Origin of the sequence: Limimonas halophila (assembly GCF_900100655.1) — a bacterium.
Taxonomy (GTDB): domain Bacteria; phylum Pseudomonadota; class Alphaproteobacteria; order Kiloniellales; family Rhodovibrionaceae; genus Limimonas; species Limimonas halophila.
Map to the genome: position 1 here is coordinate 91,310 of NZ_FNCE01000001.1, position 20,741 is coordinate 112,050.

Annotated in this window: 16 protein-coding genes; 6 read left to right on the plus strand and 10 right to left on the minus strand. The window is 70.7% G+C overall.

Annotated elements, in window-relative coordinates; genetic code table 11:
* Positions 1-477: 477 nt before the first annotated feature.
* The 7 genes from BLQ43_RS00435 to BLQ43_RS00465 form a co-directional block, all read right to left on the minus strand.
* The gene (locus tag BLQ43_RS00435) at positions 478-1,032 is read right to left on the minus strand and encodes a DUF421 domain-containing protein (RefSeq protein WP_218119068.1); all 555 of its coding nucleotides are present in this window, start codon (positions 1,030-1,032) and stop codon (positions 478-480) included.
* 284 nt (positions 1,033-1,316) lie between these two features.
* Positions 1,317-2,342, minus strand: a complete 1,026-nt coding sequence (locus tag BLQ43_RS00440; RefSeq protein WP_176758445.1) for a lipid A deacylase LpxR family protein — start codon at positions 2,340-2,342, stop codon at positions 1,317-1,319.
* A 60-nt stretch (positions 2,343-2,402) separates the two neighbouring features.
* Positions 2,403-4,121, minus strand: a complete 1,719-nt coding sequence (gene polX / locus BLQ43_RS00445) for a DNA polymerase/3'-5' exonuclease PolX (RefSeq protein ID WP_090018156.1) — start codon at positions 4,119-4,121, stop codon at positions 2,403-2,405.
* A 95-nt stretch (positions 4,122-4,216) separates the two neighbouring features.
* Positions 4,217-6,652: a GcvT family protein gene (locus BLQ43_RS00450; RefSeq protein ID WP_090018157.1), complete on the minus strand. Its 2,436-nt coding sequence runs from the start codon at positions 6,650-6,652 to the stop codon at positions 4,217-4,219.
* A 155-nt stretch (positions 6,653-6,807) separates the two neighbouring features.
* On the minus strand, positions 6,808-7,971 hold the full coding sequence (locus BLQ43_RS00455; RefSeq protein ID WP_090018158.1) for a glycine cleavage T C-terminal barrel domain-containing protein: 1,164 nt from the start codon (positions 7,969-7,971) through the stop codon (positions 6,808-6,810).
* A 305-nt stretch (positions 7,972-8,276) separates the two neighbouring features.
* Complete coding sequence (locus tag BLQ43_RS00460) at positions 8,277-9,146, minus strand: glycine betaine ABC transporter substrate-binding protein (RefSeq protein ID WP_090018159.1); 870 nt, start codon at positions 9,144-9,146, stop codon at positions 8,277-8,279.
* 627 nt (positions 9,147-9,773) lie between these two features.
* The gene (locus BLQ43_RS00465) at positions 9,774-11,003 is read right to left on the minus strand and encodes an aromatic ring-hydroxylating oxygenase subunit alpha (protein WP_218119069.1); all 1,230 of its coding nucleotides are present in this window, start codon (positions 11,001-11,003) and stop codon (positions 9,774-9,776) included.
* A gap of 156 nt (positions 11,004-11,159) precedes the next feature.
* Between BLQ43_RS00465 and gcvA the strand changes: the two genes are divergently transcribed.
* The 5 genes from gcvA to BLQ43_RS00490 all read left to right on the plus strand — a co-directional run bounded on the left by gcvA (position 11,160) and on the right by BLQ43_RS00490 (position 17,589).
* Entirely contained in the window at positions 11,160-12,080 is a 921-nt protein-coding gene (gcvA, locus tag BLQ43_RS00470) for a transcriptional regulator GcvA (protein ID WP_090018160.1), read from the plus strand.
* A 275-nt stretch (positions 12,081-12,355) separates the two neighbouring features.
* Entirely contained in the window at positions 12,356-13,669 is a 1,314-nt protein-coding gene (locus tag BLQ43_RS00475; protein ID WP_090018161.1) for a sarcosine oxidase subunit beta family protein, read from the plus strand.
* 11 nt (positions 13,670-13,680) lie between these two features.
* Positions 13,681-13,971, plus strand: coding sequence for a sarcosine oxidase subunit delta (locus BLQ43_RS00480; RefSeq protein ID WP_090018162.1), 291 nt, complete (start codon positions 13,681-13,683; stop codon positions 13,969-13,971).
* Entirely contained in the window at positions 13,968-16,982 is a 3,015-nt protein-coding gene (locus tag BLQ43_RS00485) for a sarcosine oxidase subunit alpha family protein (RefSeq protein ID WP_090018163.1), read from the plus strand. The genes BLQ43_RS00480 and BLQ43_RS00485 overlap by 4 nt, the downstream gene beginning before the upstream one ends.
* Positions 16,975-17,589, plus strand: coding sequence for a sarcosine oxidase subunit gamma (locus BLQ43_RS00490; protein WP_090018164.1), 615 nt, complete (start codon positions 16,975-16,977; stop codon positions 17,587-17,589). The genes BLQ43_RS00485 and BLQ43_RS00490 overlap by 8 nt, the downstream gene beginning before the upstream one ends.
* A gap of 9 nt (positions 17,590-17,598) precedes the next feature.
* Here the strand turns inward: BLQ43_RS00490 and BLQ43_RS00495 are convergent, their stop codons facing one another.
* Positions 17,599-18,606: an Ldh family oxidoreductase gene (locus BLQ43_RS00495; RefSeq protein WP_245659394.1), complete on the minus strand. Its 1,008-nt coding sequence runs from the start codon at positions 18,604-18,606 to the stop codon at positions 17,599-17,601.
* A 103-nt stretch (positions 18,607-18,709) separates the two neighbouring features.
* A complete protein-coding gene (locus BLQ43_RS00500) occupies positions 18,710-19,117 on the minus strand; it encodes a DUF4168 domain-containing protein (protein ID WP_176758446.1) in 408 nt (135 codons plus the stop codon).
* A 173-nt stretch (positions 19,118-19,290) separates the two neighbouring features.
* On the opposite strand from BLQ43_RS00500, the gene BLQ43_RS00505 reads away from it, so the two are divergent.
* The gene (locus tag BLQ43_RS00505; RefSeq protein WP_090018167.1) at positions 19,291-20,142 is read left to right on the plus strand and encodes an alpha/beta fold hydrolase; all 852 of its coding nucleotides are present in this window, start codon (positions 19,291-19,293) and stop codon (positions 20,140-20,142) included.
* Between the two features lie 57 nt (positions 20,143-20,199).
* Here BLQ43_RS00505 and BLQ43_RS00510 read toward each other — a convergent pair whose 3' ends face one another.
* A complete protein-coding gene (locus BLQ43_RS00510; RefSeq protein ID WP_143006097.1) occupies positions 20,200-20,700 on the minus strand; it encodes a MarR family winged helix-turn-helix transcriptional regulator in 501 nt (166 codons plus the stop codon).
* Positions 20,701-20,741: the final 41 nt, after the last annotated feature.

Genomic DNA, 20,741 nt, shown 5'->3' on the forward strand with positions numbered 1-20,741 from the left:
CGGTCGCGGGTTCGTCCGGCAGCAGCCGCGACGCCGAACCCGGCGCCCCCGCGCCCACAGCGTGAACGGCCCACGGCCTCGGCGGCTCCGGTTGCGCGGATCGCGAGGCCGCAGCCACGGAGACGGCCCCATGACGCGGATGGACCCCGCCGACCGCAACGCCGCGAACGAGAATTCCCGGCGTATCCTCCTGCTCGTGCCCTCACAGCGGGCAGCGGCGATTGGGGAAGCGCGCGTCGACGAGATCGTCCGCGCGTTCGCACCCGCGCGCGTGATCCTCCGCACGCCCCGGACCGCGGCGGAGATGGATGCGGCATTCCGCGATCACGCGGGCGTCGACGCGATCGCCGTCGGGGGCTGCGGCGGCACGCGATCTCGGTGTACGTGCCCCGGAACGAGGGCGCGGCGCCGGGCATTTGCGCCTCCGCGCCTCACGAAACGGTGGACGCCAGGCCGTGAGCGCGATCGCCCGGCCCCTCACGACGCCGGCGGGGTCGCGGAATAATCCCGCACGTTGTGCAGGATCCAGGACGCCCACGGCAGGGCTGCGCCGTGGTGGTGCAGCACGTGGATGGTTCCGGTCCCTTCCATGACCACGGCCTGCACCTGGGCGGGATCGACCACGTTCGCCTTGCGCAGGTGGCAGCGCAGATCGTCCTCGGTGATCCGCGCCACGCGCATGTTCGCGTGCTTCAGCTCGCCCCCGCTTCCCATCAGCAGGATGGGCGCGTTGTCCACGGTCCGCTCCACGCGGTCCCAGCGCACGCGCAGGCGCGAAACGATCAACTGGATCGTGTACAGCGTCGCCACGGCAGCGAGTCCCTGGAGCAGCGGCGGGTTCTTCGCCGCCACCGTGGTGGCGAGCAGCGACCCGATCGCGATCGTGACCGCGATGTCGAAGGTCGACATCTGGGCGAAGCTGCGCACGCCGGACCAGCGAGCGAGGCCCAGGACGGCCAGGTACATTCCGGCCGTCGACGCTGCGACCCAGACGATGGGCCAAAGCGCCGGGGCAAACCACTCGAGCATCATCGTGCCTGTCCCTTCCGCTGAACGCTGTGGCCCGCCAGCCATCACGAGCAGGGCCGGCCAGTCCGCCCACGCTGCCGGCAACGTGCCCGGTTGCGCGGCGTGACGCCGTTATTCGCGGACGCAGCTCGCCGAATCGGGGTTGCTTGACCGCGAGAGCCCGGCGGGTCGCGTTTCCAGGTCCGTACGATACGGGCATCATCTTTTGTGAAGAAGCGCCGCGCCGCCCAGCCTTTCGGCGAACGGGCGGGCTTCACGGACAGGCGATGCGCGTTGCCGGGATCGCCTCAGAACTTGAACGACAGGCTGACGGAGCCGAAGACGTGCGGCGGGTCCTGGCGCTCGAACTGGGGCGAGCGGATGACGGCGGTGTAGGCGATGCGCGCCCGGCCCAGGGTGGTCACCAGGCCGGCCTGCGCGTCCATGACCAATGGTTCCTTGTCCACGCTGGGGCTGTCGCGGAAGGTGTTGCCGTCCAAGAAGATGTTACGGGCGACCATGCGGCCCTCCAGCCCGGCGAAGGCGTACCAGCTCAGGCCGTTGCGGCCCTCGAAAAAGCCGGTGCCGCCGATGGCCGGCCGCACGCGCGGCGGCCCGAAGTCGCGGCGCAGGTCGGTGCCGAAGCGCAAGGTCAGGCCGGCCTTGGCCTGGGTGCGCAAGGTGCCGAGCGAGCCGCCGATGTGCGGGGTCAGGTCGAGTTCGAGGCCGTTGAACCCCGTTTCGACCAGCGCGCGGGTCTGGCGTTCCAGCAACAGGGCGAAGGCGGGCTCGTTCTTGAGCTGATTGTCCCAGCCGTTGGCTTCCGGGCTGTTGATCAGATCGTGAAAGTTGTCCTGCGTGAACTCGGCGCCCGCCGCCGGGCCCACCATGCCGATCTGGAGCGCGGCGATGTGCAGGCGGTCGGGTTCCTGGACGTAGACGCTGTATTCGCCGTAAAGCCAGCCCGCGTAGGGGTGCTGATCGGGCAGGGGCCGCTCGGCCTCGATGTTTTCCGGCGTGAACATGTCCTGGCCGACCGCCAGCCCGTAGCGCACGCGGTCGTGGCGGTCCGCGTCGAAAAGCGCGCGTCCGACGGCGCCGTGGAGCCCGGCGTCCCAGGGTTCGGCGGGCGAGACGTAGGACAGCCGGTTGCCGTTGGTGTAGTTCCGGTCCGTGCCGGAAAAGACGTCGTTTTCCCAGATGAACGACCAGGTGCCGCGTTCGTCCTGCGCCGCGCTCGCCGGGTTCGCGCCGATCGCGGGCGTGGCGGCGTGAAGCAGCGCGAGCGTCAGGCCCGCGAGCGCGTCGCGCGGGGTGGGGCGTTTCGCCGTCATCATCGCGGCCGTTCGTCGTGATTGCCGAGTAGGTCCCGCTTCACGCCCAGAACGCGACGCTCACCGTGCCAGCGTGCGGCGCAGCTCGCCGAGCGGCAGGGTGTTGATGACGTCCGCGGGCGTGACCCAGCCGCGCCGGGCCTGGTCCACGCCGTCGCGCATGAAGGCGAAGTGGTGCTTGGCGTGGGCGTCGGTGCCGATGGCGAGCCGGACACCCGCGTCGCGCGCCATGCGGCAGTGGAGGTCGTTGAGGTCCAGGCGGTCGGGCTGGGCGTTGACCTCCAGGACGCAGCCGGTCTCGGCGGCGTGGGCGATCACCCGCTCCATGTCCAGCGCGCAGGGCTCGCGCGTGCCGATCTTGCGGCCCGTGGGGTGCGCCAGGATGGAGACGTTCGGGTTGTCCATCGCCTTCAGCACGCGCGCCGTCTGCTTCTCGCGCGCCAGGCTCATGTGGCTGTGGATGGCGCCGAGCGTGAGGTCCAGGCGGGCGAGGACGGCGTCGGGCAGGTCGAGGCGGCCGTCTTCCAGGATGTCCACCTCGCACGCCTTGAGGACGGTGATATCCTTCAGCTCCGCGTCGAGCGCGTCGATCTCGTCGATCTGCGCGGCCAGGCGCTCGGCGTCCAGGCCGTTGGCGACCCGCACCGCCTTGGAGTGGTCCGAGATCGCCAGGTAATCCCACCCCTGCTCGCGCGCGGCTTCGGCCATCTGGCGCGGGCTGGCGTGGCCGTCGGAGGCCGTCGTGTGCGTATGCAGGTTGCCGCGGATGGCGTCCGTGGTGATGAGGTCCGGCAGCGTTCCGGCCTGAGCGGCAGCGATCTCCCCGCGGTCCTCGCGCAACTCCGGCGGGATCTCGGGCAGGCCCACGCGGGCATAGACCTCCGCCTCGGTCGCGCCGGCGACGCGCTCGGTGCCCTGGAAGACGCCGTATTCGTTGATCTTCAGCCCGCGCTCCTGGCCCAGACGGCGGATGTGGATGTTGTGCGCCTTGGACCCCGTGAAATAGTGCAGCGCCGCGCCGCGGGCCGCGCTCGCCACCACGCGCAGGTCCACCTGCAGGCTGTTGCGCAGGACCACCGTGGAGCGCGTCTCACCCTTGGAAACGACGTGGCGCACGTCCTCGTGATTCACGAAGCGCTCGATCACGGGGGAATCCGCGCGGCAGGTCACGAGGATGTCCAGGTCGCCGACCGTCTCCTTGCGCCGGCGGTAGCTGCCCGCGATCGTGACCGTCTCCACGCCGTCGACACCGCGCAGGCTGTGCGCCAGCGGCTCGGCCACCTCCTCGGCCTGGCGCAGGCGCGTGCGCTTTTCGCCGCTGCCGCGCGTGGCGAGTTCGTGGCGGATGTTGGCTTCGGTCTTGGCACCGAAGCCGGAGAGGGTGCGGATCTGCCCCGCCTCGGCGGCCGTGCGCAGGTCGTCCAGGTTGTCGACACCGAGTTGGCGGTGAAGCGCCTGTACGCGCTTGGGTCCCAGCCCGGCGATGCCCAGCACCTCGACCAGGCCGGGCGGCACCTCGCGTTCCAGCTCGCCGAGCTGGCTCAGTTCGCCCGTGACCACGACCTCGCGGATCTTGGCCGCCAGGTCCTCGCCGATGCCGGGCAACTCGGTGAGATCCTCGCCGTTGTCCACCATGGCCGCGACGGCGTGGGGCAGGTCGCGCAGCGTCCGCGCGCCGGTGCGGTAGGCGCGCACGCGGAAGGCGTTGGCGCCCTGGATTTCCAGCAGGTCGGCGATCTCGTCGAACTGCTCGGCGATGTCGCTGTTGTGGATGGCCACGGCGGCCCTCGCTGCCCGTGCGGCGGCAGGGCCAGTGTTTCACCCTGCCGCCGGGGGCGCAAAGCCGCCGGGCGATCCCCCGTCGGGTGGACCGGTCAGCTGCGCAGGCGCGTGCCCTCGGGGTCGACGAGCGGCTTGGGCTGCAGCGTGGCCGGGCGCTGCTCGCCCAGGATTTCCACGCTGTAGGCGCCGTCGCGCGTATCGCCCGCGTGGTCCGCGGCCACGTAGCCGAGCGCCACGGCCGTCCCGGCGGTGTGGGCGTAGCCGCCCGAGGTCACCCAGCCCACGACCGTGCCGTCGTGGGTGATGGGCTCGTCGCCGCCCGGATCGGCGCCGTCCGCGTCCACGGTGAGTGTGATAAGCTGGCGCTTCGGGCCCTCAGCCTGCTCGCGCCGCGCGCCCTCGCGGCCGATGAAGTCGCCCTTGGACAGCGCGACGAAGGGGCTCATTCCCGCTTCCGCCGGGCCGTACACCGGGCGGTACTCCGTGGCCCAGGAGCCGAAGCTCTTCTCCAGACGCAGGGAATTGAGCGCGCGCCCGCCGAAGAGGCGGAGGCCGTGCGCCGCCCCGGCTTCCATCAGCAGGTCGAAAAGGGCGTTCTGGTATTCCGGCTTCACCCAGATTTCGTAGCCCAGCTCGCCGGTGAAGGAAACGCGGCCCACCAGCGCCGGGATCATGCCCAGGTCCATCGCCTGGATGCCCAGGAAGCGGAAGGCGTCGTTGGACACGTCCGCGTCGGTGACGCTTTGCAGCACCGCGCGCGCCCGCGGCCCGGCCAGCGACAGCCCCACCCAGTCGAGGCCGTGGCTGGTGATCTCGACGCCGCCGCCCGCGGGCTGCTGCGCGCGGAACCAGCGCATGTGGTGGTCCTGCGCCGCGCCCGCGCCGAAGATGACGAAGTGCTCGGGGCCCAGGCGGGCGAGGGTGAAGTCGCCCTTGAGCGTGCCGGCGGGGTTGAGCATCGGGCACAGCGTCAGCCGGCCTTCGCGCGGCAGCTTGCCGGCCAGCAGGTGGTCCAGCCACGGCGCCGCCTCGGGGCCGGTGATCTCGTACTTGGCGAAGCCCGACACCTCGATCAGCCCGACGCTCTCGCGCACGGCGCGGCATTCCGCGCCCACGGGCGCGAAGGCGTTGGAGCGGCGGAAGGTGGGCGTCTCTTCCGGCGTCTCGCCCTCGGGCGCGAACCACAGCGCCTGCTCCATGCCGTAGGCGGCGCCGAAAACGGCGTTGCGGCGCTTGAGCTTTTCGTAGACGGGCGTGGTCTTGAGGGGACGGCCCGCCGGCAGCTCCTCGTTGGGGTAGGTGAGGGAGAAGCGCCGGGCGTAGGTCTCGCGCACCTTTTCGCGCGTGTAGGCGGGGCGGCACCAATCGCCGAAGCGGGCCACGTCCATGCCCCAGATGTCGAAGCCCGGATCGCCGTGGGTCATCCAGTTGGCGAGCGCCAGGCCGACGCCGCCGCCCTGGCTGAAGCCCGCCATGACGCCGCAGGCCACCCAGTAGTTGGTCAGGCCGCGGACGGGGCCGACCAGCGGGTTGCCGTCCGGCGCGAAGGTGAAGGGGCCGTTGATGACCTGCTTCAGCCCCGCGTTCTGCAGCGCCGGGAAGTGCTCGAAGCCCTTTTCCAGCGAGGGCGTGATGCGCTCGAAGTCCGGGGCCAGCAGCTCGTGCTCGAAGTCCCACGGGGTGCTGTGCGGCGCCCAGGCCTTGGGGTTTTTCTCGTAGGTCCCCATCAGCATGCCGCCGCGCTCCTGGCGCATGTAGATCTCGCCGGAGAAGTCGATGGCGTGGAGCACCTCCTCGCCCGTGGACTCGTTGATCTCCGCGACCTCGGGCATGTCGTCGGTGATGACGTACATGTGCTCCATGGCTTGCACGGGCAGCTCCACGCCGGCCATGCGGCCCATCTCGCGCGCCCACAGCCCGGCGGCGTTGACGACGTGCTCGCATTCGATGGGGCCGGCCGAGGTCTCCAGGCGCCAGGTGCCGTCCGGCTTCTGGTGCATGGCGTCCACCGAGGTGTGGCGGTGGATCGTGGCGCCGTTGGTGCGCGCCGCCTTGGCGTAGGCGTGGGTGACGTCCGCCGGGCTGACGTGGCCGTCCAGCGGGTCGTAGAGCGCGCCCACGAAGTGCTGCGGGTCCATCAGCGGAAAGCGCCGCGCCGCCTCGGCCGCATCGAGCAGCTCGGTGTCCATGCCCAGATAGCGGCCCTTGGCGTGGAGCTGGCGCAGGAAGTCCATGCGCTCGCGGTCGGCGGCCAGCATGACGCCGCCGGTGATGTGGATGCCGCAGGACTGGCCGGACTCCTCCTCCAGCTGGCGGTAGAGGTCGATGGTGTACTTCTGTAGCGTGGCGACGTTGGTGTTGCCGTTGAGCGTGTGCATGCCGCCGGCCGCGTGCCATGTGGACCCGGCGGTCAGCTCCGACTTCTCGATCAGGACCGGGTTCGTCCAGCCGGCCTTGGCGAGGTGGTAGAGCACGCTGCAGCCCACCACGCCGCCACCGATGACAACCACGTCGGCGTGCGTTTGCATTCCGGACCTCTTCACCTGGGGTGGGGCATTTTTGCCCCGGTCTATCCGCCATGACCCTATTTTGTCCGGCGCGGCGGGTCACATGCCGTTTGCGGAAGCAGCCCGTTGATCTGTGGTTATGCGGCCGGACGCGGTGGTGCGCCCGGCCGCGCGGGTCAGCTCTTCGGGATCTCCTTGTTGGGATCGACGAAGGGCATGGGGACCACGGTGCCGTCCACGACGCCAGCCGCCTTGGCGACGGAGAGGTGCGTGCCGGTCTCGGCGTAGGCGATGGGCACCAGGGCGTAGCCGATGTTCTTTTCCAGCCGCGGCGACCAGAACGCCGAGGTGACGTAGCCGATGTGGCTGTCCCCGTCGTGGACCAGCAGGTAGTCCTCGATGTAGCCGATGAGCGGATCCCCGCCCAGCTCGATCCCCACCAGCTTGCGCGACACGCCCTCGTCGCGGATGCGCCGGAGCGCCGCGCGGCCGATGAAGTCCTGCTCCTGATCCAGGTCCACCAGCTTGTCCAGGCCCAGCTCGTAGGGATTCAGGGGATCGTTGAAGATCACCATGTCTGAGCCGTAGCTGTGGATGCCCGCCTCGACGCGGCGGATCTGGCACGGCCCGATGGGCGCGAGGTTGTAGGGCTTGCCGGCCTCGACGACGGTATTCCAGAAGGCCGTGCCGTCGCGCCGCGCGTTGCGCAGGTAGATCTCGTAGCCGACCTCGCCGGTGTAGCCGGTGCGCGAGATCACGACGTGCATGCCGTTCAGCGTGGCCTCGGTCATGAAGTAGTACTTCAGTTCCAGGATTTCCGGGCCGAAGAGGTCGCGCATCACGTCCTTGGCCTTGGGGCCCTGGATCTGCACCGGTGCCACATCCGGCTCGGTGATCCGCACGTCCATGCCCGAATGCACTGCGACGCCGCGTGCCCACAGCAGCACGTCGCCGTCCGCGACCGAGAGCCAGAAGTGGTTCTCACCCAGACGCAGGAGAACGGGGTTGTTCACCATCTTCCCCTGTTCGTCGGTCATGGGCAGGTATTTGCACTGCCCGACCTTGCATTTCGTCAGGTCGCGCGGGGTGAGCATGTTCGTGAATTCGAAGGCATCCGGGCCGGTGATCTCCACCTGACGCTCGACGGCGACGTCCCACAGCGTGACGTCGTTCACCAGCTTCCAGTACTCCGCGATCATGTCGTCGTAGTGGCGCGGATGGTACATGCGGTTGCAGACGGTGTAGGACTGCACGCCGTGCTGGCGCGAGGCGTAGAAGAACGGCGATTTCTGGATGCGCGTGTAGAGGTGGATGCGCGGATTGTCGTACGGGATTTTCATCACGACCTCCCCGTGAATGCAGGGCGGCCGATCGTTTTGGTGTCGTTTGTTTCGGCCGCGGGGTGCTGTCCCTCGGCCGCCCGGTCATGGGAGCGCGATACCTTCGCCTCGACCGTTTTCTTGACGGCAGGGCGGATGGAATTCTATTTGTTCCGCTTGTTAACGACAAGTATTTTAAATATCCGCGATTCCGATTTTGAAAAATAATCGATGACGGAAAGTGGTCGGTTCGATTGCCGTGGTCAAATAAAAAGGGCCCGGTCGCTGTCGCGACCGGGCCCGTCGCCCGCCCGATGGCCGGCGGCTTACTGCATCTCGCCGCTGACCCAGTAGTCGACGCGATCCGCGTTGGCGTCCACGTAGGCCTGCGCGGCCTCGCTGTAGGAGGACTCCTCGGCGTCGTACATCGCCGCCTGGACGTCGGCGATCGGGATCTGCATGCGGTAGAGCATGTCACCCACCTCCGGGTCGTCCTGGTAGAAGCCCTCGCGGGCGATGATGTCGACGTGCTCGAACTTGCCGAGCGTCTTCTTGGGATCCTCGATGTAGCGCAGGTCCCAGCGGCCGAACATCCAGTGCGGGCTCCAGCTCGTGGCGACGATCCACTCCTCGTTGTCGATCGCGCGCTTGACGGAGGAGGTCATGCCGGCGCCGGAGGAGATCTCAAGCTCGTAGCCGGCATCCTTCAGCCCGTAGTCGTCCATCGCCTTCTTGGACAGGCGCGTCAGCCCGGCGCCGGGCCCGATGCCCGTGATCGTGCCGTCCAGCTTCTCGCTGATGCCGTCCTTCTTCAGGTCCGGGATCGAGCTGATCTTGTCCTCGGGCACGTACGCCGGAACGATCCAGCCCAGGCGGGCGCGCGTGTAGATGGCGCCCATGCTGATGACGTCGTCGTTCACGTCCTTGTAGTAGTCGGAGTGCGTGCTCGGCAGCCAGCCGACGGTGTGGAAGTCCACGTCCCCGCTGGCGACGCCCTTGTACAGCGGCGCCGGGTCGACCTGCATCAGCTGAACCTCGCGGTCCATCTCCTGCTCCAGGACCGTCTTCACGATGTGCGTCGTGATGAGGTTGCTGGTCCAGGTCGTGTGGCCGATCATGACTTCCTGCGCCTGCGCGGCGCCGGCGACCGAAACGCCGGCGGCAAGCGCGAGACCGAATTTCAGGCTACGCTTCATGATGTGAAGCCTCCCATTGGTGGTTTGTGTGGGGTGCCGCATCGCGGCGGCCCGTCGCGGCGGCCACACGGCCCCGCCGGCCCGCAACGACGGTCGCGGGCGGAGCGGTGCGCCGCCAACCCATGTGCCGGCGGTACGCCCATCATGGCTGCACGCACCGGCGGTGTGGCTGGGCATGTCGGGTGGGGAGACGCGCCAAAACGCTGGCCGCGCGATCCGGGCGCGCGGCGCGGGACGCGCGCATGCCGACCCGGCTGACTGTGCCGATGGCTGGCGCCGACTTCGGTTGAACCACCTCGGGGCTTTTGCCAAGCGCCCGGGCCTCCGGAACGATGAAACACGGCGGTCATCCTTACGGAGATGCCGCCGTCCTTCAAGCACAATTGGATTGCGGACGAATTCGCCTGGCTGGCTGGCCGGCCGACCGGCCCCGGCGCGGCCGCAAAAATCGCGCTGGCGCAAGGCGTTGGCTCGGCTGCGCGGTGACCGCCGAGCGCTGGCGGCCACCCCGCACCGTGCTGGCGCGGGGTGCGCTGGCGCGGGCGAAAACCAGCGCACCCCGGCGCCGGGGGAGGCAAACGGATCGGATCGGGCACCACGGCGGCGCCCTCCGCCGGGACGGGCAGCCTACTCGGCGGCCGCCATCACCGGCGCGTGGTCGAGGGCGCCGTCCTCCGACATCGCGCGCGCGACCCAGTGGTGGAAGGCGTGGGTGCCCGTATCCATCACGGGCGAGAAGAAGCCGCCCTGGAAGGCGGGCGAATGCCGGCCTTCCTGCATGCGCTGGACGACGTCCACGTCCTCGACGAAGACCTCCTCCCAGCGCGCGATCGTGCGCCGGCGGCTCTCCGCGTAGGCGTCGGACACCGCCTCGTCGCCGACGTAGTAGAGGTTCAGGTGCTCCAGCGTGCGACCCTCGGAAAGCGGCTCCAGCCAGATGGAGAAGAAGTGGTCGGACTGGATGCCGAGCAGCACGTTCGGGAAGAGCGCGACGTATTCCGCCGCCGTGTCCTGCTCGGCGCTGAGGCCGGGGAACTTGGGCAGCGGTGCGTCGTCGCTCGGGGCGTAGTTGGTCACGCCCTGGCCGGCGTAGCTGCGCTCGGCGATGTTGTAGTGGTCGTCCAGGCGCGAATAGCTGTTCAGGCCCGGGTGCACCCACGGCAGGTGGTAGCTCTCGCAGTAGTTCTCCACGGCCAGCTTCCAGTTCGTGGCCACGTCGAAGTCCATGGCGCCGCCGATCTCGCCGCCGTGGCGGATGAGGCTGAGGTCGTAGGCCTGCCAACGCTCCGCGAGCGGGCGCACGTGCTCGGCGAATTCGGGCGCGTTCTCCGCGAGGTTGACGAACACCAGATCCGCCCAGACGGCGCTGCGAACCGGCTTCAGGCCGTGCTGCGAGCGGTCCAGGGCGGGGTGCTCGTCGACGTTCTGGCCGCCGAAGTGCGGTGTTGCCGTCAGCTCGCCGCTGTCCAGCTCGTAGCAAAAGCAGTGATAGGGGCAGCGCAGGCGGCCCTTGGCGCGCATCGGCTGGGTGACGAGCTTCACGCCGCGGTGGCTGCATACGTTGTGGTAGACGTGCACCTGGCCGTCGTGGTCGCGCACCATCACCAGCGGCACGCCCAGAAAGTCCACGGGGCGCGCATAGCCGGCCCGGGGCAGCGAGCTGGCCGTGCCGATGCACGTCCAGGTGCGCGCGAACAGCTGCTCGCGCTCATACGCCCGGAAGGCGGGGTCGATGTAGCACGCGTTGGGCAGGCCGCGCGCCTCCGCCACGGGGCGCTTCGCCGCCTCGAACATCTCGGCCGGGAAGCGGTCGGCGAGGCTCCCGGTCGTGATCCCGTCCGTGATGGCGTGCGTCATGGCGTGACCTCCCTCGATGCCCGCGGTTCGGGTGCGCGGCGTGTTTCATCATCGAAAAGGCTGGCGTATCGTCATCGCGGCGTGAACGGCATGAATTCGTATTGCTCGATTGACGCTGCGTAATGTTGCAGCGCAATAAAGCGGGCGGGACGCGCGATGGCGACACTGAACCGGACGTTGCCGCCGCTGGCCGCGCTGGTCGCCTTCGAGGCCGTGGCGCGCCACCTCTCGGTGACGAAGGCGGCGGGGGAGCTGTGCCTGACCCAGGCGGCGGTCAGCCGCAAGACGCGCGCGCTGGAGGACGACCTGGGCGTGCGCCTGTTCCAGCGCCTGCACCGCGGGCTGCGCCTGACGCCCGAGGGCGAGCGCCTGCAGGCCGCGGTGTCCGCCAGCCTGGGCCGGATCGCGGAGACGGCCGACCAGCTGCGCCAGCGCGGGCGCTCGGCCCAGGTGACCGTGGCGACCTCGGTGGCCTTCGCGACCTATTGGCTGATGCCGCGCATCCCCAACTTCCGCGCCGCGCATCCCGACATCGAGCTGCGCATCACCGCCTTCGACCCCTACGTCGATCCCGTCCGCGAGGGCGTGGACGCCGCCATCCGCTACGGCGGCGGCGACTGGCCGGGGCTGGAGACGACGCGCCTGTTCGCCGACGAGATCTTTCCGGTGTGCAGCCCGGCCTACCTGCGCGCGCATCCCGGCCTGACCAGCCTGGACGCGCTCGCCGAGCACACCCTGCTCCACCTGGACGTGTCCTATCAGGACTGGGTCGACTGGGGGGAATGGTTCCGCGCGCAAGGCCGTGCCGCGCCGGGGCACCGCTCGGGGCTGCTGTTCAACACCTACACCCTGCTCATCCAGGCCGCGGTCGCGGGGCAGGGCGTCGCGCTGGGCTGGCGGCACCTCGTGCAGGACTTCCTGGAAGCCGGGCAGCTCGTCCGCCCCATCGCGCCCACGATGCAGCCGCGCGGCGCCTACCACCTGGTCCATCCCGCCGGCACGGCGCTCGCGCCGGAAACCCAGACCTTCGTCGACTGGGTTCTGGACGAAGCGGCACCCGAACCGGATGGCGCCTGAGCCGTCGCGGCGGCGTGTCGAGTCTCGTTTCCGCGCTCACCGGGGCTCGATTTGCCGGGGAAATGGATCGATAAGACCGGCCGGGGGCGAAACCCGGTGTCGGCCCCGTCGATCGCGGCGCGTGGGGCGCAAATCGACAGCCGGTGCTTGACTCCGGCGCGGCGGCTGACAGGTGATAATCGCGGGCACCGCGCGCGGGGACCGGCTGGACGGCCGGGTGCGGGCGGCTGTACGCCTCTGCGATGGGATCACCACTGGGGGAGAACGCCGTCACGATGGCCTCGGAGCTTGTGCGGCCTGCGCGGCCCGACGACGCCGGCAAACCGCGGGTGCGGGAGCGCTATTCCGCGCTCAGCCTGCTGCGCCACGCCCTCGGCGGCCATCGGGGCTGGACGCCCGCCTGGCGCGACAAGGCCCCCAAGCCCGCCTACGACGTCGTCATCATCGGCGGCGGCGGCCACGGCCTGGCCACGGCGTACTATCTGGCGCGCGAGCACGGCATCACGAACGTCGCCGTGCTGGAAAAGGGCTGGCTCGGCGGCGGCGGCACCGGCCGCAACACCACGATCGTGCGCTCCAACTTCATGCTGGAGCCGAACACCTACTTCACCGAGTGGTCGATGAAGCTCTGGGAGAACCTCTCCCAGGAGCTCAACTTCAACATGATGTTCAGCCAGCGCGGCGTGCTGAACCTCGCGCACACGGAAGGCCAGCTCGACGCCTTCGCCCGGCGCGGCAACGCCATGCGCCTGGGCGGCGTGGATGCCGAGCTGCTGTCGCGCGAGGAGGTCGCGCGGCGTGTGCCCTCATTGGACGTGTCGCCGCAAGCGCGCTTCCCCGTCATGGGCGGGCTGTTGCAGCCGCGCGCCGGCGTGGCGCGGCACGACGCCGTCGCCTGGGGCTACGCGCGGGCGGCGGACGCGCTGGGCGTCGACATCATCCAGAACTGCGAGGTCACGGGCATCCACCGGGACGGCGGCGCGGTGACGGGCGTGGACACCACGCGCGGCCCGATCACGGCGGGCAAGGTCGCCATCGCCGTCGCCGGGCACACCACGCAGCTCGCGGACATGGCGGGCATTCGCACGCCCATCGAGAGCCACGTGCTTCAGGCCGTGGTGTCGGAGCCGCTCAAGCCCACGCTGGACATGGTCGTCACCTCCGGCGCGACGCACCTCTACTGCAGCCAGACGGACAAGGGCGAGCTGGTCTTCGGCGGCGACCTGGAGGGCTACAACAGCTTCGCCGCGCGCGGGAACCTGCCCACGATCCAGTCGCTGGCGGGCGCGCTGACGGCCATGTTCCCGCGGGCCAGCCGGCTGCGCATGCTGCGCCACTGGGGCGGCACCGTGGACATGTCCATGGACGGCAGTCCCATCATCGCCAAGACGCCGGTGGACGGCCTCTACCTCAACGGCGGCTGGTGCTACGGCGGCTTCAAGGCGACGCCGGCCTCGGGCTGGACCTTCGCCCACACCATCGCCCGCGACGAACCCCACCCGCTGAACGCGCCTTTCACGCTGGAGCGCTTCCACACCGGCCGCGTCGTCGACGAGAAGGGCATGGGCCCGCGGCCCGGAGCCCATTAGGAGAATCTGACATGCTGATCCGCTGCCCCTGGTGCGGCGAGCGCGACCAGAGCGAGTTCACCTACGGCGGCGACGCGGCCGCGATGCGCCCCGCCGATCCGGACGCCATCTCGCGCGAGGCCTGGGTCGATCACATCTACCTGCGCGCCAACCCCAAGGGGCCGCACGCCGAGCTGTGGCAGCACAGCGCCGGCTGCCGCGCCTGGATCAAGGTCGTCCGCGACACCACGACCCACGAAGTTCTGGCGACCGGCGGGCCGCACGACGCCCTGGCGCCGGATGCGACGGGTGAGACGGCATGAGCGAGCAACCGCACCGCCTCTCCGCCGGCGCCTCGGGCGGCGCCATCGACCGCGAGCGCCGGCTGACCTTCACCTTCGACGGCCGCAGCTACACCGGCCATCCGGGCGACACCCTGGCGTCGGCGCTGCTGGCGAACGGCGTGCGCCTGGTCGGGCGCAGCTTCAAGTACCACCGCCCGCGCGGCATCGTGTCCGCCGGGGCGGAGGAGCCCAACGCGCTGGTCGGCCTGGGCGCGGGCGCGCGCTACGAGCCCAACACGCGCGCCACGATGACGCCGCTAACCGACGGCCTCGTGGCGCAGAGCCAGAACCGCTGGCCCTCGCTCGGGTTCGACGTGAACGCGCTGACGGGGGTCCTCTCGCCGCTCTTCCCGGCCGGCTTCTACTACAAGACCTTCATGGGCGGCGGGCAGAAGGCCTGGCACCTCTACGAGCGCATCATCCGCAACGCCGCCGGGCTGGGGGTCAGCCCCGAGCAGGCGGACGCCGACCGCTACGAGCGCATGCACGCGCACTGCGACGTCCTCGTCGTCGGCGGCGGGCCCACCGGGCTGGCCGCGGCCAAGGCGGCGGCGGAGACGGGCGCGCGCGTCATCCTGGCCGACGAGAACGAGGGCTTCGGCGGCTGGCTGCGCCGTGAGCGCCTGAGCGTGGACGGCGAGTCCGGTGCGGCGTGGGCAGCCGGCGTCGCGGGCGAGCTGGCCGGGGCGCCCAACGTGACGCTGCTGCCGCGAACGACCGCCTTCGGCCACTACGATCACAACAACGTGGCGCTCGCCGAACGTGTGCAGGACCATCTGCCCGAGCCCGACCCGGACCTGCCGCGCCAGCGCCTGTGGAGCGTGCGCGCCCGGCGCGTCGTCCACGCCACGGGGGCGATCGAGCGCCCGCTCGTGTTCGCGGGCAACGACCGGCCGGGCGTCATGCTGGCCGCCTCGGCGCGCGCCTACGTCAACCAGTACGCCGTCGCGCCGGGCTGGACGGCCGTGATCGCCACCAACAACGACAGCGGCTACCGCACGGCGCTGGACCTGCATGCGGCCGGGCTGGGCGTCGCCGCCGTGGTGGACGTCCGCCCGAAGGGGGGCGGCGCGCTCATGCGGCAGGTGAAGGAAAAGGGCCTGGAGGTGCTGACGGGCCACACCGTCGTGACGACGCGCGGCGGCCACGGCGTCCGCGCTGCCGAGGTCATGGCGCTGAGCGAGGACGGCGCGCGCGTCGAGGGTGCGCGCCGGCGCATTCCCTGCGATCTCGTCGCCATGTCCGGCGGCTGGAGCCCGGCGGTGCACCTGCACTCCCAGGCGGGCGGGCGGCCCGTCTACGACGACCGCATCGGCGCCTTCGTCCCCGGCGCGTCCAAGCAGGCCGAGCGCTCGGCGGGCGCCGCCGCGGGCACGCTCAACCTCGCGGACTGCCTGCGCGAGGGCTTCAAGACCGGCGCCGAGGCCGCCCACGCCACCGGGCACGGCAGCGGCACCGCGCCCGAGCGTCCCGCCTGCGACAGCGAGGACCGCGGCCACGTGCGCGCGCTCTGGGCGATCCCGGGCAGCCGCTCGATGGGCCGGAACTTCATCGACTTCCAGAACGACGTCACCGCCAAGGACGTCAAGCTGGCCCACCGCGAGGGCTATGGCGCGGTCGAGCACCTGAAGCGCTACACCACGCTCGGCATGGCGACCGACCAGGGGAAGACCAGCAACGTCAACGGCCACGCGCTGCTGGCGGAACTGCGCGGCGAGCCCATGGACCAGGTGGGCACCACCACCTTCCGCCCGCCCTACACGCCCGTCACCTTCGGCACGCTGGCGGGGCAGGACACGGGCGCGCACCTGGAGCCGACGCGGCGCACGCCGATGCACGACTGGCACGTCGAGCACGGCGCGGTGTTCACGAGCGCCGGGCTGTGGCTGCGCGCGCAGTACTACCCCAAGCCGGGGGAGAGCGCGCACGAGGCCATCCAACGCGAGGCGCGCACCGTGCGCCGGGCCGTCGGGATGGTGGACGTCTCCACCCTGGGCAAGATCGACATCCAGGGGCCGGATGCGGCTGAGTTGCTCAACCGCGTCTACATCAACGGCTGGAAGCGCCTGCCGGTGGGCAAGGCGCGCTACGGCGCCATGCTGCGCGAGGACGGCATGGTGGACGACGACGGCACCACCTCGCGCCTGGGCGAGACGCACTACGTCATGACCACGACGACCGGGAAGGCCGGCTCGGTCATGGCGCGGCTGGAGCGCCACCTCGCCGTGGACTGGCCGGAGCTGCGCGTGGACGTCGCCTCGGTCACCGAGCAGTGGGCGACCATGGCGCTCGCCGGCCCGAAGAGCCGCGAGGTGCTGGCGCGCGTGGTCGAAGACGCGGACGTGAGCAACGAGGCGTTGCCGTTCATGGGCGTGACCACGGCCACGGTCGCCGGCGTGCCGGGACGCATCTTCCGCATCAGCTTCTCCGGCGAGCTGGCCTACGAGATCGCCGTGCCCGCCGACTACGGCCGCGCGGTGTGGGAACGCGTCATGGCCGCGGGCGCGGATCTCGGCATCGCCCCGTACGGCACCGAGGCCCTGGGCGTGCTGCGCACCGAGAAGGGCCACCCCGTCGCCGCCGAGCTGGACGGCCGCACCAGCCCCGGCGACCTGGGCCTGGGGCGCATGCTCTCCGGCAAGAAGGACTACATCGGCCGGCGCGCGCTGGAACGCGAGGCGTTCCACGACGAGGGCCGCAAGGTGCAGGTGGGCCTCGTTCCGGTGGACGCGTCGCACAAGCTCCGGCCGGGTTCACAACTCACGGCCGAAGAGCAGCCGGAGATCCCGGCGACGCTGCTGGGGCACATTTCCTCCACCTCGTTCAGCCCGGAGCTGGGCCATTCCATCGCGCTGGCGTTCCTGGAACGCGGCCGGGAGCGCGAGGGCGAGGTCGTCTACGCCCAGTACCCGCTTTACGGCGAAACGGTCGCGGCCCGCGTGACCAGTCCGGTGTTCGTCGATCCCGAGGGGGCCCGCCTTCATGCCTGACGCCCGTTCCGCGCTGGAAAGCGTTTACGCGCCCGGCCGCTTCGGCCGCATCAGCGGCGACGCGCCCGGCGTCACCCTGGCGGAGCGCCGGGGCGTCGCCATCGTGCAGGTTTCCGCCTGGGACAAGGACGGCGAGTCGCTGCGCGCCGCGCTGGCCACCGCCACCGGCCTCGACGTGCCGGGTCAGCCCAACGGCAGCGCCAGCGACGGCACCACAACGGTGTTGTGGAATGGCCCCGCACGCTGGCTGGTGATGCGGCCCGGAACGCACGGCTGGGATCTGGACCGCGAGCTGCGTGACGGCCTGGGCGAGGCGTCGGCGGCCGTCGTGGACGTCAGCATGGGCCGCACGATCATCCGCCTGTCCGGCCCGGCGACGCGCCGGGTGCTCGCCAAGGGCTGCGCGGTCGACCTGCACGCAGCCGCGTTCCGGCCCGGCGAGGTGCGCCTGGCGGCCCTGGGCCACGTCTCGGCGGCGATCCATCTGGTGGACGGCACGCCGACGGCGGACGTCATCGTCGCCCGGAGCGTCGGCGTCTCCGTCTGGGAATGGCTGTGCGAGGCCGCGCGCGAGGACGGCTGCGCGGTCAGCGAGCCGACGGGCTGAGCCTGTCGCTCAGCCCTCGGCGTAGCCGCGGATCTTGTCGTATAGATCCTGTTTGATCGCCACGCCGGCCTCGGCTGTGGTGCTGCGCGCCTTCAGGCGGCCCTGACCGGGCAGGCGCGTGCCCTCCTGCTCGCCGATCGCGCCCAGCAGGCGTTCCACCTTGTCCGCGAACATCGCGCCCGCGAAGGCGTTCGGGTCCACGGCGACGAAGAACTGCCCCGTCTCCGGCGAGCCGCCCTGGTTGTTGGCGAAGGAGGAGGCGTCGATGGACAGGCTGCTCGCGGTCAGCGCGGCGGCGAAGACCTCCACGACCAGGGCCTGGTTGGCCCCCTTGTAGCCGCCCGCCGGGACCATCGTGCCGCCGGCCAGCGCCGCCTCGGGGTCGGTCGTCGGGTTGCCGTCGGCGTCCAGCGCCCAGCCCTCGGGCAGCGGCTCGCCCTTCTGCTTGTGCACCATGACCTCGCTCTTGGCGACGACGCTGGAGGACTGGTCGATCACCAGCGGCGCGGCGTTCGCGCGCGGCACGGCGCAGGCCAGCGGGTTGGTGCCGAAGGTTGCCTTGTGGCCGCCCCACGGCGCGATCGAGGCGGGCGCGTTGACGAAGCCGAGCGCCACGAGGCCCTGCTCGGCCAGCCGTTCCACGTGATAGCCGACGACGCCGCAGTTGTAGGAGTTCGTCACCGCCATGGCGGCGATCCCGGCCTCGCGCGCGGCGTCCGGCAGCACGTCAAAGCCCAGGTCGATGGCCGGGTGCGCGAAGCCGTCGCGCGCGTCGACCAGCACGGTGCCGGCGCGCGGCTGCGCGCGCGTCGGCTCGGCGCGGCCGTCGATCTTGCCACAGCGCGCGTGCTCGCAGTAGGTGGGCAGGCGCGCCAGGCCGTGGCTGTGGATGCCGTCGCGCTCCGCCGCCACCACAGACTGCGTCACGGACTCGGCGTTGCCGGGGGCGACGCCCGAGGCGAGCAGGGCGCGGCGGGTGAGGTCTTCGACGTCGGTCAGGCTGAGCGTCACGGTCACGAGCGGGTCTCCTTCGGTGTGCATACCGGCCGTATCGTGCCGCCGGGCTTGCCGTGGGACAAGCGCGGTGCCGAGCCCCGGGGACGCCGAGACGGGCGCCGCATTACTGCCCGCTCGATTGGCCGCCGCCCATTTGCTCGACCAGCTGCAGCACCCGCTGGCGCAGGCGGGGATCCTGCGACATCGCCTGATTGATCTTCTTGTACTGCTCGACCGTGAGCCCGGCGTTGTCCACGGCCTCGCGGATCTCCTTGCGCATCCGCTCTTCGATTTCCTTCTTTTCCTGCTTGCGCTGGGCGCTCTTCAAATCCTCCGCGTTGCGGGAGAAGACGTTGCGCACGTTCAGCGCCGCCTTGGCGAAGCGGTAGATGGTGTCGTCGCTGAAGGACTGCGCCTGGCTGGTCTGGACCGGCGCCTTGGCCGCGGCCGCGGTGTCGGGGCTCGCGGCGGCGGGGGCGGTGCCCAGGCCGGCGGCGGCGAGGGCGGCAAGGGCGGCAAGCAGGTGTCGCATGGCGGTGGCTCGCGGCTGGTGGCTTGCGGTGACGGCAGCGTGCCTGCTTGGCCGCGCGGTGTGAATGCCGGTCGCACAGGCCGTGATGACAGGCATCGCCATTGGCCGCTTTATGCCCGGTCGCGCGCGGCGGCACCCTCGGCCCCGTTCACGAGCACGAAAGGGCCTGAGCCATGCCGATCCAAAGCCCGTTGACCGGGAACGCGCTCGTCCACGGCCACCGCATCGCCACGGGCGTGCACGGCCCGGCGGATGGAACGCCGGTGGTGCTCATTCACGGAACGCCGTCGCACAGCGTGATCTGGCGCAATGTCGTGCCGCGCCTCGTCGAGGCAGGGTTGCGCGTGCACCTCTTCGATCTGCTGGGCTTCGGCGCGTCGGAACGGCCGTTGGCCGCCGACACCTCGGTGGCGGCGCAGGAGGCGCTCTTAGGGGCGCTACTGCATCACTGGGGCCTGTCGGACGCGATTCTGATCGCCCACGACATCGGCGGCGCCGTCGGACTGCGCGCGGCCGTGCATACGCCCGAGCGCGTGCGGGGGCTGATGCTGGTGGACAGCGTGAGCTACGACTCCTGGCCGTCCGAAACGTGGCGGGCCATCATCCGCGATCACTTCGACAGCTATACCGCGATGGCCGAACCGGATTTTCACGCCATGCTGACGCGTCAGCTGCAGATGACGGTCCACGACCCGGAAACGATGACGGGCGAGGTGCTGGACGCCTACCTGCAACCCTTGAGCGGGCCCATGGGGAAGGTGTCCTTCTTCCACCATCAGGTCCGCCACTACGACAGCCGCTACACCGAAGCGCTGACGCCGGCCCTGAGCGGCATTCGCGTGCCCGTCCACATCCTGTGGGGTGCGGACGACCGCTGGCAGCCGGTGAGCTACGCGCACGAACTGGAACGCGACATTCCGGGCGCACGGCTGGAGACCATTCCGGACACCGGGCACTTCAGCCCCGAGGACGCGCCCGGCGCCGTTGCCGACGCCGTGCGGGCCTTCGCCCGGCGTCACGGCTGACGGCGAGGGCGGCGCGGGCGCGGCGTCGAACCTGCCGCCGCGCCCGAACCGTGGTGCCTACGCCGTCTCGCGGTCGGGCGAATCCACCATGTCGGCCACCAGCCTGTGCAGCGCGGTGTCCAGGTTCGCCCGCTCGCTGTCGCCGAGGCGGTTGATGGCGTTCACCAGGTTCTGGATGGGGTCCTGTTGCAGCAACTCGCGCCCGGCGTCGGTGATGTGCAGCCCGCGATTGCGCGGAACGCCCCGGCCGTAGTCGCGCGCCAGATAGCCCTTGCGCACGAGCGTCGAGATCGTCGTCGACGCCGTGCCCATCGTGGACGCGCGGTGGCGCGCGAACGCCGTGACCGTGCGGTCCTCGGGCTCGGCGGTGGCGAAGTACCGCAGGGCGTGCCACTGCGCGGGCTTGAGGCCGCTGCGGAAGCTCTGGCTGAAGTGCACCCGGATCAACTGCTCCAGGGTAACGGCGATGTCCTCACCCGAGGCGGAGGTCGCTTCGCTCGTCGCCACGCCCGGCTCGTCGTTCACGGCGTGCCCAACGTTTTCCTGCGGATCACCCATCATTGCTCGCCAACTGTTCAGCTTTGCACGGTTTGCGCTTT